Genomic DNA, 14,967 nt, shown 5'->3' with positions numbered 1-14,967 from the left:
CATCCGCGCCCCCTCGCGCAGGTAGCTCACCATGGCGCGCGTGCTGGTCCTCAACGGGCCGAATCTGAACCTGCTAGGTGCCCGCGAACCCAGCGTGTATGGGGCCGATACGCTGGCCGACCTGGAGGCGCGCTGCCGCGCCCATGGCGAACGGCTGGGCGTGGCGGTCGAGTGCGTGCAGAGCAACCACGAAGGGGTCCTGCTGGATCACCTGCACGCGTGGGGGCAGCACTACCGCGATAGGCAGGCGGTCGGTGTGGTGTTCAACCCCGGGGCCTACACCCACACCTCGATCGCCCTGCACGACGCCATCAAGGGTGTGGCGCCCATGCCCGTGATCGAGGTCCACCTGTCCAACGTACACGCGAGGGAGCCGTTCCGGCACCATTCTTGGATCGCACCGGTCGCGGCGGGCAGCATCATCGGCTTTGGGGTCGACGGTTATCTGCTGGCGCTCGACGCGCTGGCGCGGCGTAGGGCGGCGGGGCTGAGCACGTAGCCGTAGCGCGCCGGTAGCTCTGCGGCGTGACACGGTCGCGGATTCCAACGACCTGCTGCCACCCAGTCGGCGGCCAGGTGCATGTCTTGGCTATGGACGATCCCGACCCCCAACGGCCCAGCCAAATACAGATAACCCGCTTCGTCGAGCCACGCGTCGTCGACCGTGGTTTCGACCCCCGTGTGGCTGACGACTTTCCCATCCGCGCTGACGCGCCAAACCCATGGCGCCCGTTCGAGCTCGACGAACACTCGCTGCGGGCCGTTCTGAAAGTACCAACACCCGCGCTCGTCCGCAGCGTAGTTGCGCCCGATGAAGGCAATCAGCTTTTCGTGGCGCAGCTCCGCGCCGCGGCTCGCCGGTGTGGCCCCGGGACCGGCGAACGGCCCCGCCGCCTGGGCGGCTTCATCCCGCATCCACCAACGCCCACGCGCGTCCAACCCGAGCCAACCATAGCAGTCCGGCACGTTGGGCCACTTGGCCATGGCGGCTTTGACGATCTCGTCCATCGCTGCGTCTCTTTCTGCCCGGCACGGACGCCGAGCCTTCAGCGCCGCGATTGTGTCACGCCAGCGGTATTTGCGCTGCCCGCGCCAGCCACGGCAACACCTGCGCGGGCAGCGCCGCGACGTCGCCCCGCCAGTCGCCGGGTGCGATCGGTTCGACAAAGCCGACGTGACCACCCCGGGCGGGCTGCCATAGGTGCACGTCCGCGCTCACCTGCTGGGGCGTGGGCAGGCTGGCCGCGGGTACGAAGGGATCGTTGCGGGCATTGAGCACCAGGGTCGGCACGCGCACCGCGTGCAGGTGCGGCTTGGCGGAGGCGCGGCGCCAGTAATCGTCCACGCCCCGAAAGCCGTGCAGCGGCGCGGTGAAGGCGTCGTCAAATTCGCGCAAGGTGCGCGCCGCCAGGGCGCGCTGCAGGTCGAACAGGCCGGGGTAGCGCGCGGCTTTTTCCTGCGCCTTGCGTCGCATGGTGCGCAAGAAATGGCGCGCGTACAGCAGGCGGTTCCACCCCTGGTCGATGGCCGCGCCCGCGGCCGCCAGGTCTAGCGGCGCCGAAATCGCCGCGGCGGCGCGCACCGTGGCCTTGGCGGACTCGCCTGCCTCTTGCAACCAGCGCAGCAACGCGTTGCCGCCCAGCGACACCCCCGCGGCCACACGCGGCAGCATCGGCCACTGCTGGGCGGCACGGGCCAGCATCCAGCCCACCTCCTCGTAGTCCCCAGAATGGTAGGCGCGAGGGGCCCAGTTCGGTTCGCCCGAGCAACCGCGAAAATGCGGCACGGCGATGCCCCAGCCGCGCTGCGTCGCCACCGCCGCGAACGCCCCCGCGTAGTGGCTCGCGGACGAACCCTCCAGTCCATGAAACAACACCACCAGCGCCACGGCGCCGGGGGGCACCGCGTGATCGACGTCGATGAAGTCGCCGTCTGGCGTGAGCCAGCGCGTGCGCCGCCAACGCACGGCAGTCGAGCCGCCTGCGCGGCCCCACAGCGCAGCACCAATCGTTTGCCAGTGGCCGTTGTGCTGCCACACCGGGGGCCGTGGCCAGTCGGTGGGCCACATCGCGCGCGCGTCAGCGCTTCTGGCGATATTTGCGCAACGCGGCGATCTGCGCCGCCATGATGGCGAGCTCCGACTGCGCCTTGGCCAGATCGACCTCGCTCTTGGCGTTTTTGAGCGCCTCTTCGGCCGCCTTGCGCGCCTCGTTGGCCTTGGCCTCGTCCAGGTCCTTGCCACGAATGGCGGTGTCGGACAGCACGGTCACGACCTTGGGCTGCACCTCCAGGATGCCCCCGGCGACGAAGACGAACTCCTCCTCGCCGTCGGCCTTCTCGATGCGCACGGCACCGGGCTTGATGCGCGTGATCAGCGGCACGTGGCCGGGCAGGATGCCCAGCTCGCCCGCTTCGCCGGGCAGCGCGACGAATTTGGCCGGACCGCTGAAGATCGACTCTTCGGCGCTGACCACTTCGACCTGTATCGTGTTCATCTCGACTCCTGTTCAATCACCGGGGGGCGCCGCGCCGACGACTCGGCCGCGACGACCGCACCCGGCGGGGCCGATCAGGCGGCCAGCTTCTTGGCCTTCTCGAAGGCGTCGTCGATGGTGCCGACCATATAAAACGCCTGCTCCGGCAGGTGGTCGCATTCGCCGTTGACGATCATCTTGAAGCCGCGGATGGTTTCCTTCAGCGGCACATATTTGCCAGGCTGACCCGTGAACACTTCCGCCACGTGGAACGGCTGCGACAGAAAGCGCTGGATCTTGCGCGCGCGCGCCACGATCAGCTTGTCCTCGGGCGACAGCTCGTCCATGCCCAGAATCGCGATGATGTCGCGCAGTTCCTTGTAGCGCTGGAGCACGGCCTGCACCGAGCGGGTCGTGGTGTAGTGCTCTTCGCCCACGATGTTGGGGTCGACTTGACGGCTGGTGGAGTCCAGCGGATCCACCGCGGGGTAGATACCGAGCGCGGCGATGTCGCGCGACAACACCACGGTCGCATCCAAGTGCGCGAAGGTGGTGGCGGGCGACGGGTCGGTCAGGTCGTCCGCAGGCACGTACACGGCCTGGATCGAGGTGATGGAGCCGACCTTGGTCGAGGTGATGCGCTCTTGCAGCTTGCCCATTTCTTCGGCCAGCGTGGGCTGATAACCCACGGCCGAGGGCATACGGCCCAGCAGCGCGGACACTTCGGTACCGGCCAGCGTGTAGCGGTAGATGTTGTCCACGAAGAACAACACGTCGCGGCCTTCGTCGCGGAACGACTCGGCGATGGTCAGGCCGGTCAGCGCCACGCGCAGGCGGTTGCCCGGCGGCTCGTTCATCTGGCCGTACACCATGGCCACCTTGGACTCGCTCAGGTTGTCGGCAACGACGACCTTGGACTCCATCATCTCGTGGTAGAAGTCGTTGCCCTCGCGGGTACGCTCACCCACACCGGCAAACACCGACAGACCCGAGTGCGCCTTGGCGATGTTATTGATGAGCTCCATCATGTTGACGGTCTTGCCCACGCCGGCACCGCCGAACAGGCCCACCTTCCCGCCCTTGGCGAACGGGCAGATCAAGTCGATCACCTTGATGCCGGTCTCGAGCAGCTCGGTCGAGGGCGACAGCTCGTCGTAGGCCGGCGCCTTGCGGTGGATGGAGCTGGTCAGCGACTGGTCGATGGGGCCGCGCTCGTCGATCGGCTGACCCAGCACGTCCATGATGCGCCCCAGCGTTGCCTTACCCACCGGCACGGTGATGGGCGCGCCCGTGTTGTAGACGGTCATGCCGCGGCGCAGGCCGTCGGACGAACCGAGCGCAATGGTGCGCACCACGCCGTCCCCGAGCTGCTGCTGCACTTCCAGCGTCAGCGGCGAGCCTTCCATTTTCAGCGCGTCGTAGACCTTGGGCATCTGGTCGCGCGGAAACTCCACGTCCACCACGGCGCCGATGCACTGAACGATCTTGCCTTGAACTTGAGCCATGATTGAAACCTTGTCGATAGGGAAAAGACGAGAGGGCGGACGGCGTCAGACGGCCGCGGCACCGGCGACGATCTCCGACAGCTCTTTGGTGATGCTGGCCTGGCGCGTCTTGTTGTAGACCAGCTTGAGCTCGCTGATCAGGTTGCCGGCGTTGTCGGTGGCGGCCTTCATGGCCACCATCCGGGCCGACTGCTCGGAGGCCATGTTCTCGGCCACCGCCTGATAGACCTGCGACTCGACGTAGCGCACGAGCAGCTCGTCGATGACGGTGGGCGCGTCGGGCTCGTAGATGTAGTCCCAGTCGTACGCGGCGTCACCGCCCTGCTCCAACTCGGCCGCCGTCAGGGGCAGCAGCTGCTGCACCACCGGCTCCTGCTTCATCGTGTTGATGAACTTGGTGTAGCACAGATAGACGGCGTTGAGCTTGCCCTGGGCGTAGGCGTCGAGCAGCACCTTGACCGGCCCGATCAGGCGCTCCAGGTGCGGCGTGTCGCCCAGCCCGGTGACGTGCGAGACCACCGGCGCGCCGATGCGGTTCATGAAGCCGAAACCTTTGTTGCCGATCGCCACCACCTGGGCCGTGTGGCCCTTGGACTGCAGCTCACGGAACTGATGGGTCACCGCGCGCAGCAGGTTGGTGTTGAGGCCGCCGCACAGGCCCTTGTCGGTCGTCACCACGATCATGCCACTGACGGTGGCATCCGGGTGTTCGACCATAAACGGGTGCACGTACTCCGGGTTGGCCCGGCTGAGGTTGGCCGCGATCTGGCGCACCTTCTCGCTGTACGGCCGGGCGGTGCGCATGCGCTCTTGCGCCTTGCGCATCTTGGAGGCGGCGACCATCTCCATGGCCTTGGTGATCTTCTTGGTGTTTTCCACCGATTTGATCTTGCCGCGTATTTCCTTGCCTGCTGCCATCGCTGCTCCTTCGGGGGGATTCCCGGTTGCGCCCGGAATCAGTAGGTGCCGGTCTGCTTGAAGGCGCGGATAGCGGCGTCGAGCTCGGCCTCGGCGTCCTTGTCCATCGCCTTTTGCGTCTCGAGCTTGTCCAGCAGCGCCGCGTGCTTGTCCTTCAGGTACGCGTGCAGCCCGGCCTCGAACGGCAGCACCTTCTTGACGTCGATGTCGTCCAGGTAGCCCTTGTTGGCGGCATACAGCGACGCGGCCATCAGGCTGATGGGCAGCGGGCTGTACTGCGGCTGCTTGAGCAGCTCGGTCACGCGCGCGCCGCGGTCGAGCTGCTTCTTGGTCGCCGCGTCCAGGTCGGACGCAAACTGGGCAAACGCCGCCAGTTCGCGGTACTGCGCCAAGTCGGTACGAATACCGCCCGAGAGCGACTTGATCAGCTTGGTCTGCGCCGCACCACCGACGCGGGACACCGAGATACCGGCGTTGATCGCGGGACGGATGCCGCTGTTGAAGAGGTTGGTCTCGAGGAAGATCTGGCCGTCGGTGATCGAGATCACGTTGGTGGGCACGAAGGCCGACACGTCACCGGCTTGCGTCTCGATGATGGGCAGCGCCGTCAGCGACCCGGTCTTGCCCTTGACTTCACCGTTGGTGAACTTCTCGACGTACTCGGCATTGACGCGCGCCGCGCGCTCCAGCAGGCGGCTGTGCAGGTAGAAGATGTCGCCCGGGTAGGCTTCGCGCCCCGGCGGGCGGCGCAGCAGCAGCGACACCTGACGGTAGGCCACGGCCTGCTTGGACAGGTCGTCATAGATGATGAGGGCGTCTTGGCCGCGGTCACGGAAGTATTCGCCCATCGTACAGCCCGAGTACGGCGCGAGGAACTGCATCGCGGCCGACTCGGACGCGGATGCGGCCACGACGATGGTGTAGTCCATCGCCCCGTGCTGCTCCAGGGCCCGCACCACGCTCTTGATCGACGACGCCTTCTGACCGATGGCGACGTAGATACAGACCATGTTCTGGCCCTTTTGGTTGATGATGGTGTCAATGGCCACCGCGGTCTTGCCGGTCTGGCGGTCACCAATGATCAGCTCACGCTGGCCGCGGCCGATCGGCACCATGGAGTCGATCGCCTTGAGACCCGTCTGCACCGGCTGGTCCACGCTCTTGCGCGCGATCACGCCCGGCGCCACCTTTTCGACCACATCGGTCAGCTTGGCGTTGATCGGGCCCTTGCCATCGATGGGGCGGCCCAGCGCGTCGACCACGCGGCCGATCAGCTCGGGGCCCACCGGCACTTCCAGAATGCGGCCGGTGCACTTGACGGTGTCGCCCTCGGAGATGTGTTCGTATTCGCCCAGGATCACGGCGCCGACCGAGTCACGCTCCAGGTTCAGCGCCAGGCCAAAGGTGGGTTGGCCATCCTTGCCGGCGGGAAACTCGAGCATTTCGCCCTGCATGGCGTCCGACAGGCCGTGGATGCGCACGATGCCATCGGTCACGGACACGACGGTGCCCTGGTTACGCACGTCGGTCGACGGGGCCAGCCCTTCGATGCGGGACTTGATCAGTTCGGAGATTTCAGCGGGATTGAGTTGCATGACGCTTTCCTTTTCGGAGGTTCGACTTCAGGCGTTGGGCCAGCCGTCAGGCCGTCAGCGCCACACGCATGTGTTCCAAGCGGGCCTTGACCGAGGTGTCGAGGACTTCATCGCCCACCACCACGCGCACCCCGCCGATGAGCTCGGGGCGCAGCTGCACGTGCAGCCGCAGCTGGCGGCCAAACCGCCGCTCGAGCACGCCTTGCAGCTCGGCCAACTGCGCCGCATCGATGGGGAAGGCGCTCTCGACGGTGGCATCGGCCACGCCGCGCTGCGCGTTGACGCGCTCGCGGAACTGACGCGCGATCTCGGGCAGCGCCGCGACACGGTCGTTGTCGATGACGGTGCGCAGAAAACGACGGCCGATCTCCGGCAGCGGCGCCTTCATCACACCCGTGATGACGTCGAACACCTGATCCGGGCGGACCTTGGGGTCGGCGGCAAAGGCCGCGAGTGCCGGCTCGGCCGCGATGGCGGCCAGTTCATCGAGCCATTCACAGGCGTCGCCCGCCTGCGCGCCAGCGGCCTGGAACAGCGCTTCGGCGTAGGGTCGTGCAATGGTGGCAAGTTCGGCCATGGTTCAACCTTCGGACGCGCGGGTCGTTGGGGGTCAGAGTTCGGTCTTGAGGCGCTGCAGCAGCTCGGCATGCACGCCCGCGTCGACCTCGCGCCGCAGGATTTGCTCGGCACCCTTGACGGCCAACAGCGCCACCTGCTCACGCAGCGCTTCGCGCGCCTGGACGGCTTGCTGCTCGGCCTCGGCCTTGGCCGCGGCGATGATCTTGGCGGCTTCTTCGGCCGCGCGCGCCTTGGCTTCTTCGATCGTGGCCTGGGCGCGGCGCTCGGCGTCGGCCAGACGGGCCGCGGCTTCGTTGCGCGACTGCACCAGCGCATCCTCGACACGCTTGTTGACCACGGCGAGCTCGGTCTTGGCCTTTTCGGCGGCGGCCAGACCTTCGGAAATCTTTTGCGCACGCTCGTCCAGCGCCTTGGCGATCGGCGGCCACACGAACTTCATCGTGAACCACACCAGGATCGCAAAGACGATGGCCTGCGCAAAGAGGGTTGCATTGATGTTCATCGCAACGCCTTTCGGATGGAGTGCGGGGTGGGCAGCGAGAGACTGATGCCGGGTTCGATCGGCGTGCACTCGGGGCTTGACGCGCCCGAGCGCACCCTTCCTCACCGCAGAACGATCAGATCGCGAACGGGTTGGCGAACGCGAACAGCAGCGCGATGGCCACGCCGATCAGGAAGGCCGCGTCGATCAGACCGGCCAGAATGAACATCTTGGTCTGCAGATCGTTCATCAGCTCGGGCTGACGAGCGGAGGACTCGAGGAACTTGCCACCCATCAGGGCGATGCCGATCGACGCGCCGATGGCACCCAGACCGACGATGATGCCGCAAGCCAGAGCAACGAGACCCAGAATGTTTTCCATGATGGTTCCTTTTGGAGGTTGAGAGGAAGGTTTAGGGGAAAAACGAACCGTCAGTGCGCATCATGCGCCTGACCCAGATAAATCAGGGCCAGCATCATGAAGATGAACGCCTGCAGGGTGATCACGAGGATGTGGAAGATGGCCCACACCGTGCCCGCGATCAGGTGTCCGACGAAGAGCAGGCCACCCGTGAACGACAGCGCGGCGAAGCCACCGAGCAGCGCGATCAGCATGAAGACCAACTCACCCGCGAACATGTTGCCAAACAACCGCATGCCGTGGGACACCGTCTTCGCCACGAACTCGATCATTTGCATCAGGAAGTTCACCACACCCAGCAGCAGCGCCCAAAACGGGTTCTTGCTGGTGCCAAACGGCGCGGTGACCAGCTCGTGCGCCCAGCCACCCAGGCCCTTGATCTTGATGTTGTAGTACAGGCACATCAACAACACCGACACCGACAGCCCCAGCGTGGTGGACAGGTCGGCGGTGGGCACCACGCGCAGGTAGTCGGGGTAGCCCAGCGCCGGGCCCACGGCGTGCCAGATGGCCGGCAGCAAGTCCACCGGCAGCAGGTCCATGGCGTTCATGAAGAAGATCCACACGAACACCGTCAGCGCCATGGGCGCGATGACCCTGCGGCTGGCGGCGTTGTGAATCACACCTTTCGCTTGCGTCTCGACGAGCTCGACGAGGATTTCGACCGCGGCCTGGAAGCGCCCCGGCACCCCGGCGGTGGCGCGGCGCGCGCCCAACCACAACAGCCACACGCCCAGCAGCCCCGTTAGCACGGAAAACACCACCGAGTCGATGTTGATCACCGAAAAATCGACGATGAAGCCTTGCTTCTGGTTGGTCAGGTGAACCAGGTGATGCCGGATGTACTCACCCGCGGTCGGTGCATGTCCTTCTGCTGCCATTCGTCATCCCATTCCAGTTTCGTCAAACCTTACGCCCGCCCTCGCGCCGTTGGCCGCACCGCCCAGGCCAGCCAGTACGACTTGAGGACCACCACCAGCCCGGCCACCAGGCCCAGCCAGCTCAGGTCCGGGATCCAGCGCGGCGCCGACCACAGCATGGCCAGCGTCAACAACACCTTGACCCCTTCCCACCATAACCAACCCGCCAGCGACGCCCGCGCCACACCGGGCGCGGCACGCTGCAGCCAACGCGTCAGCGCGCTGGATGTCATGCCCCACGCCATGGCCGCGGACGGCAGCACGACACACAGCCCGCCGTATGCCACCGACGCCACCATCGACGTGCCGCCCATGCCAGCCCACACGCCGACCCCAGCCACGCCCGCCGCCAACACGGTCAGCGCGACCTGCCACGCTACCACCCGCCACACCGACGGCGCGGAGTACCGCGCGCGCCATTCACGAGCCTCTTCGGGCGTCAAGGGCTTGCAATCCAGCGCATCATCCCCATCTTCGACCTCATCCCACCCGTTAGCCGCAGCCAATCCCGCCTTGCGGGGCGACACCCTTGCGGACGACTCGGGATCCAAAGAGGAATCGGAACGTTGCGCTGACACTGCCAAACCCGCGATGATCGACACTTCGCATGACGTGCGCCTGACAGCGGACGCGGCACCAGCTGGGCTTGTGGCCACGCTGGCAAAGCTCCTTATTATAGAGGCAAACCCCAACCAACGATTCGCCACCGCATGCACGACGCCAAACCGCTGCTCGATTTCCCCTGCCACTTCCCGCTCAAGGTGATGGGCGCGCACGCCGAGGGCTTCGCCGAGGCCATGGCGCACGTCGCACGGCAGTTCGACCCCGACTTCGACGCCACCACCATCGAACGGCGCGCAAGCCGCGGTGGGCGCTACCTGGGCCTGACACTCGTGGTGCGCGTGACCTCGCGCGAGCAGCTCGACGAGCTCTACCGCACGCTCACCACCCACCCCATGGTGCGGGTGGTGCTGTGATCGTGCGCGCACTCGGGTGCGTGCCCTACGCCCCGACCTACGAGGCGATGCAGGCGTTCACCGCGCAACGCCAGCCCACCACCCCGGATGAGCTGTGGCTGTGCGAACACCCCCCGGTCTTCACCCTGGGGCTGGCGGCCCAGCGCGAACACCTGCTGTCCCCGGGCGACATTCCGGTGGTGGCCACCAACCGCGGCGGCCAGGTCACCTACCACGGCCCCGGCCAAGTGGTGGCCTACCCGCTGATCGACCTGCGCCGCGCCGGCTACTTCGTCAAGGAATACGTGCACCGGCTGGAGGAGGCGGTCATCCGCACCCTCGCCGCGTGGGGCGTGACCGGGCACCGCGTGGCGGGCGCTCCGGGTATCTACGTGCGGCTGGATGATCCGTTTGCGCACGCCGCCCTGACCGGCCCCCGACCAGGTGGGGACCCGTTCGCCGGTCTGGGCAAGATCGCGGCGCTGGGCATCAAGGTGCACCGCCACTGCACCTACCACGGCGTCGCGCTCAACGTGGCGATGGACTTGAGCCCCTTTTCCCGTATCAACCCTTGCGGTTACGCGGGCCTGCGCACGGTTGACCTTGCTACCATTGGGGTGCCCGCGTCGGTGTCCGCCGTGCAGGCGGAACTGGCCCAACAACTGCAAGCGCTCCTCGCGCCGCGCTGCTGAATGCGGCAGCGAGTGCGCCGCGCGCCTGCCGAAATCGCCCCATGAATACCCCGACCGCCACCCCCACCGCCACCGCCTACGACCCGAGCGCCAAGCAAAAGAGCGCGGCCAAGACGATGCGCATCCCGATCAAGGTCGAGGCGGCACCCGCGCTCAAAAAGCCGCAGTGGATCCGCGTCAAGGCGGGCAGCCCCAGCACGCGCTTTTACGAAATCAAAGACATCCTGCGCGCCAACCGGCTGGTCACTGTGTGCGAAGAAGCGTCGTGCCCCAACATCGGCGAGTGCTTCGGCAAAGGCACGGCGACGTTCATGATCATGGGTGACAAATGCACGCGCCGCTGCCCGTTTTGCGACGTGGGCCACGGCCGCCCCGACCCGCTCGACCCCGACGAGCCAGAAAACCTGGCGCGCACCATTGCCGCCCTGCAACTGCGCTATGTCGTCATCACCAGCGTGGACCGCGACGACCTGCGCGACGGCGGTGCGGGGCACTTCGTGGCGTGTATCCAGCGCGTGCGCGCGCTCTCACCCCAGACACGCATCGAGATCCTGGTGCCCGACTTCCGCGGCCGCGACGACCGCGCGCTCGACATTCTGCAAGCCGCGCCGCCCGACGTGATGAACCACAACCTGGAGACGGTGCCGCGCCTGTACAAGCAAGCACGCCCGGGGTCGGACTATGCGTTCAGCCTGAACCTGCTGCGCAAGTTCAAGGAACGCTTTCCGCACATCCCGACCAAGAGCGGCCTGATGGTGGGCTTGGGTGAGACCGACGAGGAAATCCTGCAGGTCATGCGCGATCTGCGCGCCCACGGCGTGGACATGCTCACCATCGGGCAATACCTGGCGCCCAGCACGCACCACCTGCCGGTGCGCCGCTACGTGCCCCCGGAGACGTTTCGGATGTTCGAACGAGAAGCAGCGGCGATGGGCTTTACCCACGCCGCCGTCGGCCCGCTGGTGCGCAGCAGCTACCACGCCGACCAGCAGGCGCATGCGGCGGGGGTGGCCTGAGCCGGGCCGTTGCGCTGGCAGGCGTATCAGCGCAACGGTGCGGGCAGATCTTGCCCCACGATCGGGCCCCGGGGAGCCCAGTGGTAGCGCAGCCCAAGGGTCCAGCTGTGTTCCCGGTATGACGGCGCGGAACGGAGCAAGACGCTGCCGACCAGCGCCCAGCGCGGATCCAGCCGCCACGCACCCTGCAATGCCAAGCTGCCCGTCCAACCGGCGTTCCGGCTGGCGGACAGCCCCTCACACGGGCCGGGCGTGATCGGCGGCGGCAAGGCAAAACACGGTGCGGCGTCTTCACGAAGGGTTTGCCATCCCACCTGTGCCTGCCCCGCCAAGACCCACGCGTGCGGCTCTCGCGTCTGCCATGCTGCTCTTATCCCACTGCTGAGCAAGCGCTGGGGGCTGAAATACCCCCCGTGCCCCCAGTGATAGTCCGACAGGCGCCGCCCGTATTGCTCGAACGTGATGTAGGGACCGACAGCGGCCCAACGCATGGACGGCAAAGACCCGTCGTGCATCCAACTGAAGTCAACCGAGCGATGGGTGTTGGACGCGACGTTCACGCCGCTGAGGCGCTCCCAGAGCCATTCCGCGCCGATACGCTGCCCGGGCGTCGGCCACGCCATATTGCCCTCGATGCGCACCCCCTGTCCCAGCACGCGCCCCCAAGGCTGGCCGCCGGCCGGATCGCGCCATCCTGTGGCGGCAAGGCGCGACTCCTGTATCGCGCGGCGAAACCCCTGCGCCTCCCACGCGCGGTCGTCCGTTTGCTGGCGCCAACCGATTGCGCCCGTCCACGTGGCGGGCAAATCAACGCTGTGCGCAGTGGAGCCGAGGCGAAACCGCCATCCCTGTGGCCCCAACGCGCGGCCTTGGAGTTCCCAGCCCCAGCCCCGCTCCGCGACGGCCGGTGGCGATCCGTTCTCGAGCGCGCTGCCCACGCGCGACAATGGTATCGGGCCCCGCACGTCGAACTGCTGCTGCTCGACCGTGAGCGTCCATGCCGCGCCGTATCCCCACCACTGCCATTGCAGGGAGGGCTGCCGCTGCACTCGCAGCCGACTCGTGCCGACCTCGCCCGAGCGCTCCTGCTGCGCCCACGCCAGCGTCAGGCGCGGCTGCGCCAGCCCTTGCAGACCTGGGTCGGCCGATTCGTCTAGGGCAGCCGCATCGATGGCCAACCCCACATCGCGCCAGCGCCGGGCACGCTCGCGCCGGTCCACGCGTGCCAGCGCGGGCAGCTCCTCCAGCCATCGGGGGTCTGCGGGGTGGGAGCCGTCACCGCGCAACGCCAGCCACAGCCCTTGCGCCAGATCGTCGTCCTCTGGATGACGCCGCAAGAGCGCCTCGAACCGCTGCACCGCCTCGAACCGCTGCACCGCCTCGGCAGCTTCCCCGCCTTGCAACGACGTCCAGGCCAGCAGGCGCTCGACATCCTCGTCGCGTCGCCCTTCGCTTTGGGCCCGCTCGAGCCAGGCGCGCGCCTGCGCCCACTCGCCACGCTCTCGGGCGCTCAGCGCCAGCTCCACGGCCAGATCGGCCCGCGCGCGTGCCAAACCGGCCACCGGCTCTGCCACGGTGAGCGCCTCCTCCCACAATCCGAGCCGTCGCCAGGTGTAAAAAAGTCCCTCTCGGGCGGGCAGGGATTCGGGCTGCGCGGCCAGCACTCGCCGAAACCAATCCGCTGCCTCGCGGTCGTGTTGCTGGCGATACAGCGCCCACGCCACCCGTAGCCAGCGATCGGGGTCTTGGCTGGCCAACAAATCAGGCGCTGCTTGGCTCACCCTTTCGGACAGATCAGGCACCGGATCGCCCGCCTCGCTGCGCTGCAACGCATCCTCCAGCGGTGCCGACGGCGTTGCGCGGTCGGTGTCGATCCCGGCTCGCGCCGCTCGCTCGCCAACGGGCGACGTCTGCAGCAGCCAGTCCAAGCGCAACTGAATACCGGGTGCGGGCTCACGCCGATCGGTGGCGAGCGGGCGGCGGCGCGCTTCTCTCGTCGCCGTTGGCGCAGGTGTTGGGGCCTGCGCCTCGCGGGGCTGCGGCGGCGCGTCGATGCCGAATATCGGCGGTGACGCCCGTTCGGGCGCCTTCTGCAGCCGGATCAGGGGTTGGGCTGTTCGTCGCCAATCCGCGGCAGGCGGCAGCTGACGGACTTCCTCGACGCTGCCCGGTGGTCGTTGCCGCAGATACAGCAATGTCTCTTCGGCAGACGCCGCCCCAACTCCCACCACTGCCTGGCAGACCAGGACGACCGGCCAACAAGGCCCTCGGGCTCGGGGCCGCCCGATAGGGTCGGGCAGGGCGGCAAGCGATCGAGGGATTCGCTTCATAGAGTCAAGGGGGAATGGGTTTCGCGCATGAGGGAGACGACCCGTTGCCTTCGTGCCGCCGGCCATCGGGACGCCGCCACAGTCAGCATTCCGATCGTCGCCGAGTAGTACCCTGAGCGTATCAAACCCTCTCGGTCGGCGACGACGGGTGGGTTGCGCGACTCCACCCAATCCCGGATCAAGCGAGCCCCGGGGCTGGCTGCCTCTGAACTCAAGCACGGGTTGTGTAAATCGACCCAGGCCGGCATAAAGCCCGCGCGCGGAAACTGCGCCCAGAAATCCCGCCATGGCTGCATGCGCTGCGGCGTTGCCATGCCCGCCCAAACAAGATAGAGGGGTATGCGAACGCCTTCATACCCGTACCGGGCTGGGCGCTCGGGCGCCGGTATCAGCGGATCGACGAGCAGCAACCAATCCGGCGGCAGCCCCCAAGTGCCGAAGCGAGCCAGCGCCAGCAGCTTGTGACCACTGGCAATCAGTTCACCCCAGACCGGGTCAGGGTCCAACTCGGGGAGATCCAACAACGCGGGATAAACCCAATACGAAAGGTTGACGACCAGCCCGCGCGGCGTCTCGAACCCCTGCGCAGCCGGCAGCAAAACGGTCCCCCAGTTGGTAGATCGCACCGCATGACGCCGAATCGACTGGGCCAGCGCCCGAGCCGGTTCACGCCACGACGGTCGATGCCGGGCCTCCAATGCCAGGCCCCACGCCACCAGCAAGTCGCCGTCGGTCGCGTTGTTGCGGTCGGTCACCCCCTCGCCGGGAGACCAGCGCCACGCCAGCAAACCGTCGTCGCGCACCGCCAGATGGGTCCGCGTCCACTGCCACATCGACTCCAGCCCCTGCTGATCGCCCGCGGCCCATGCCAGCAGCATGCCGTAGCCTTGACCCTCCGATGTGGTGATGCCCTGTTGGCCATCATCCACGACGCGCCCCGAGGGTTGTACGAACGCCGCTTTCCATGCGGCATACAGACTGGACCACTCCCGACCGGCAAGGGCTGCACGCGCCTCGAAACCCCCAAGCGCAGCCATCAAACCCGCAGCCGTCCAAACGGCGGCCTGTCGGCGGGTACAC

General features: G+C 67.2%; 17 protein-coding genes. 4 read left to right on the top strand and 13 right to left on the bottom strand.

Translation table 11 applies throughout. The annotated features are described in order from the left end of the window. Positions 1 to 31 precede the first annotated feature (31 nt). Positions 32 to 499, top strand: a complete 468-nt coding sequence (aroQ, locus tag ACPYIS_RS04855) for a type II 3-dehydroquinate dehydratase (protein WP_424895008.1) — start codon at positions 32 to 34, stop codon at positions 497 to 499. Here aroQ and ACPYIS_RS04850 read toward each other — a convergent pair. The 11 genes from ACPYIS_RS04850 to ACPYIS_RS04800 form a co-directional block, all read right to left on the bottom strand. After that, a complete protein-coding gene (locus ACPYIS_RS04850) occupies positions 442 to 1,008 on the bottom strand; it encodes a DUF2946 family protein (RefSeq protein WP_424895009.1) in 567 nt (188 codons plus the stop codon). The two genes, aroQ and ACPYIS_RS04850, sit on opposite strands and share 58 nt — an antisense overlap. Positions 1,009 to 1,063: 55 nt before the next feature. Further along, positions 1,064 to 2,068 (bottom strand): YheT family hydrolase, encoded by a 1,005-nt coding sequence (locus tag ACPYIS_RS04845; protein ID WP_424895010.1) that lies wholly within the window; start codon positions 2,066 to 2,068, stop codon positions 1,064 to 1,066. A gap of 10 nt (positions 2,069 to 2,078) precedes the next feature. After that, a complete protein-coding gene (locus ACPYIS_RS04840; RefSeq protein ID WP_299022088.1) occupies positions 2,079 to 2,495 on the bottom strand; it encodes a F0F1 ATP synthase subunit epsilon in 417 nt (138 codons plus the stop codon). Between the two features lie 74 nt (positions 2,496 to 2,569). Further along, positions 2,570 to 3,979 carry a F0F1 ATP synthase subunit beta gene (gene atpD, locus ACPYIS_RS04835; protein ID WP_299022085.1) on the bottom strand — a complete coding sequence of 470 codons (1,410 nt, stop codon included), beginning with the start codon at positions 3,977 to 3,979 and terminating at the stop codon, positions 2,570 to 2,572. A 45-nt stretch (positions 3,980 to 4,024) separates the two neighbouring features. Next, positions 4,025 to 4,897 carry a F0F1 ATP synthase subunit gamma gene (gene atpG, locus ACPYIS_RS04830; protein ID WP_299022082.1) on the bottom strand — a complete coding sequence of 291 codons (873 nt, stop codon included), beginning with the start codon at positions 4,895 to 4,897 and terminating at the stop codon, positions 4,025 to 4,027. 38 nt (positions 4,898 to 4,935) lie between these two features. After that, complete coding sequence (atpA, locus tag ACPYIS_RS04825) at positions 4,936 to 6,492, bottom strand: F0F1 ATP synthase subunit alpha (RefSeq protein ID WP_314226901.1); 1,557 nt, start codon at positions 6,490 to 6,492, stop codon at positions 4,936 to 4,938. Between the two features lie 46 nt (positions 6,493 to 6,538). Continuing rightward, on the bottom strand, positions 6,539 to 7,069 hold the full coding sequence (locus ACPYIS_RS04820; RefSeq protein WP_299022077.1) for a F0F1 ATP synthase subunit delta: 531 nt from the start codon (positions 7,067 to 7,069) through the stop codon (positions 6,539 to 6,541). A 33-nt stretch (positions 7,070 to 7,102) separates the two neighbouring features. Then, positions 7,103 to 7,573: a F0F1 ATP synthase subunit B gene (locus ACPYIS_RS04815; RefSeq protein ID WP_299022075.1), complete on the bottom strand. Its 471-nt coding sequence runs from the start codon at positions 7,571 to 7,573 to the stop codon at positions 7,103 to 7,105. A gap of 115 nt (positions 7,574 to 7,688) precedes the next feature. Beyond that, entirely contained in the window at positions 7,689 to 7,934 is a 246-nt protein-coding gene (gene atpE, locus ACPYIS_RS04810; RefSeq protein WP_043702567.1) for a F0F1 ATP synthase subunit C, read from the bottom strand. A 50-nt stretch (positions 7,935 to 7,984) separates the two neighbouring features. Then, complete coding sequence (atpB, locus tag ACPYIS_RS04805) at positions 7,985 to 8,854, bottom strand: F0F1 ATP synthase subunit A (RefSeq protein WP_299022064.1); 870 nt, start codon at positions 8,852 to 8,854, stop codon at positions 7,985 to 7,987. A gap of 29 nt (positions 8,855 to 8,883) precedes the next feature. Then, positions 8,884 to 9,336: an ATP synthase subunit I gene (locus tag ACPYIS_RS04800; protein WP_299022061.1), complete on the bottom strand. Its 453-nt coding sequence runs from the start codon at positions 9,334 to 9,336 to the stop codon at positions 8,884 to 8,886. A gap of 267 nt (positions 9,337 to 9,603) precedes the next feature. On the opposite strand from ACPYIS_RS04800, the gene ACPYIS_RS04795 reads away from it, so the two are divergent. From ACPYIS_RS04795 to lipA, 3 genes are read left to right on the top strand one after another with little or no spacing between them, the layout of a single operon-like run. Further along, a complete protein-coding gene (locus tag ACPYIS_RS04795; RefSeq protein WP_299022059.1) occupies positions 9,604 to 9,870 on the top strand; it encodes a YbeD family protein in 267 nt (88 codons plus the stop codon). A 47-nt stretch (positions 9,871 to 9,917) separates the two neighbouring features. Further along, on the top strand, positions 9,918 to 10,541 hold the full coding sequence (gene lipB / locus ACPYIS_RS04790; RefSeq protein ID WP_299022102.1) for a lipoyl(octanoyl) transferase LipB: 624 nt from the start codon (positions 9,918 to 9,920) through the stop codon (positions 10,539 to 10,541). Positions 10,542 to 10,582: 41 nt separating this feature from the next. Continuing rightward, entirely contained in the window at positions 10,583 to 11,557 is a 975-nt protein-coding gene (gene lipA, locus ACPYIS_RS04785) for a lipoyl synthase (RefSeq protein ID WP_424859887.1), read from the top strand. Between the two features lie 26 nt (positions 11,558 to 11,583). Here lipA and ACPYIS_RS04780 read toward each other — a convergent pair whose 3' ends face one another. After that, positions 11,584 to 13,785 carry a cellulose synthase subunit BcsC-related outer membrane protein gene (locus tag ACPYIS_RS04780; protein ID WP_424859888.1) on the bottom strand — a complete coding sequence of 734 codons (2,202 nt, stop codon included), beginning with the start codon at positions 13,783 to 13,785 and terminating at the stop codon, positions 11,584 to 11,586. Between the two features lie 98 nt (positions 13,786 to 13,883). Then, positions 13,884 to 14,924, bottom strand: coding sequence for a glycosyl hydrolase family 8 (locus ACPYIS_RS04775; RefSeq protein ID WP_424859889.1), 1,041 nt, complete (start codon positions 14,922 to 14,924; stop codon positions 13,884 to 13,886). Positions 14,925 to 14,967: the final 43 nt, after the last annotated feature.

The sequence above is a fragment of the Tepidimonas sp. HKU78 genome (assembly GCF_049860815.1).
In the GTDB taxonomy this organism is placed as follows: Bacteria; Pseudomonadota; Gammaproteobacteria; order Burkholderiales; family Burkholderiaceae_C; genus Tepidimonas.
The sequence above is the reverse complement of the archived record's forward strand: the minus strand, read 5'-3'. Positions and strand labels throughout refer to the sequence as shown.

What these genes read in the sequence shown, in the direction of transcription:
- aroQ (WP_424895008.1), top strand. Translation starts at nt 32, where the DNA reads ATGGCGCGCGTGCTGGTCCTCAACGGGCCGAATCTGAACCTGCTAGGT.
- ACPYIS_RS04850 (WP_424895009.1), bottom strand. Translation starts at nt 1,008, where the DNA reads ATGGACGAGATCGTCAAAGCCGCCATGGCCAAGTGGCCCAACGTGCCG.
- ACPYIS_RS04845 (WP_424895010.1), bottom strand. Translation starts at nt 2,068, where the DNA reads ATGTGGCCCACCGACTGGCCACGGCCCCCGGTGTGGCAGCACAACGGC.
- ACPYIS_RS04840 (WP_299022088.1), bottom strand. Translation starts at nt 2,495, where the DNA reads ATGAACACGATACAGGTCGAAGTGGTCAGCGCCGAAGAGTCGATCTTC.
- atpD (WP_299022085.1), bottom strand. Translation starts at nt 3,979, where the DNA reads ATGGCTCAAGTTCAAGGCAAGATCGTTCAGTGCATCGGCGCCGTGGTG.
- atpG (WP_299022082.1), bottom strand. Translation starts at nt 4,897, where the DNA reads ATGGCAGCAGGCAAGGAAATACGCGGCAAGATCAAATCGGTGGAAAAC.
- atpA (WP_314226901.1), bottom strand. Translation starts at nt 6,492, where the DNA reads ATGCAACTCAATCCCGCTGAAATCTCCGAACTGATCAAGTCCCGCATC.
- ACPYIS_RS04820 (WP_299022077.1), bottom strand. Translation starts at nt 7,069, where the DNA reads ATGGCCGAACTTGCCACCATTGCACGACCCTACGCCGAAGCGCTGTTC.
- ACPYIS_RS04815 (WP_299022075.1), bottom strand. Translation starts at nt 7,573, where the DNA reads ATGAACATCAATGCAACCCTCTTTGCGCAGGCCATCGTCTTTGCGATC.
- atpE (WP_043702567.1), bottom strand. Translation starts at nt 7,934, where the DNA reads ATGGAAAACATTCTGGGTCTCGTTGCTCTGGCTTGCGGCATCATCGTC.
- atpB (WP_299022064.1), bottom strand. Translation starts at nt 8,854, where the DNA reads ATGGCAGCAGAAGGACATGCACCGACCGCGGGTGAGTACATCCGGCAT.
- ACPYIS_RS04795 (WP_299022059.1), top strand. Translation starts at nt 9,604, where the DNA reads ATGCACGACGCCAAACCGCTGCTCGATTTCCCCTGCCACTTCCCGCTC.
- lipB (WP_299022102.1), top strand. Translation starts at nt 9,918, where the DNA reads ATGCAGGCGTTCACCGCGCAACGCCAGCCCACCACCCCGGATGAGCTG.
- lipA (WP_424859887.1), top strand. Translation starts at nt 10,583, where the DNA reads ATGAATACCCCGACCGCCACCCCCACCGCCACCGCCTACGACCCGAGC.
- ACPYIS_RS04775 (WP_424859889.1), bottom strand. Translation starts at nt 14,924, where the DNA reads ATGGCTGCGCTTGGGGGTTTCGAGGCGCGTGCAGCCCTTGCCGGTCGG.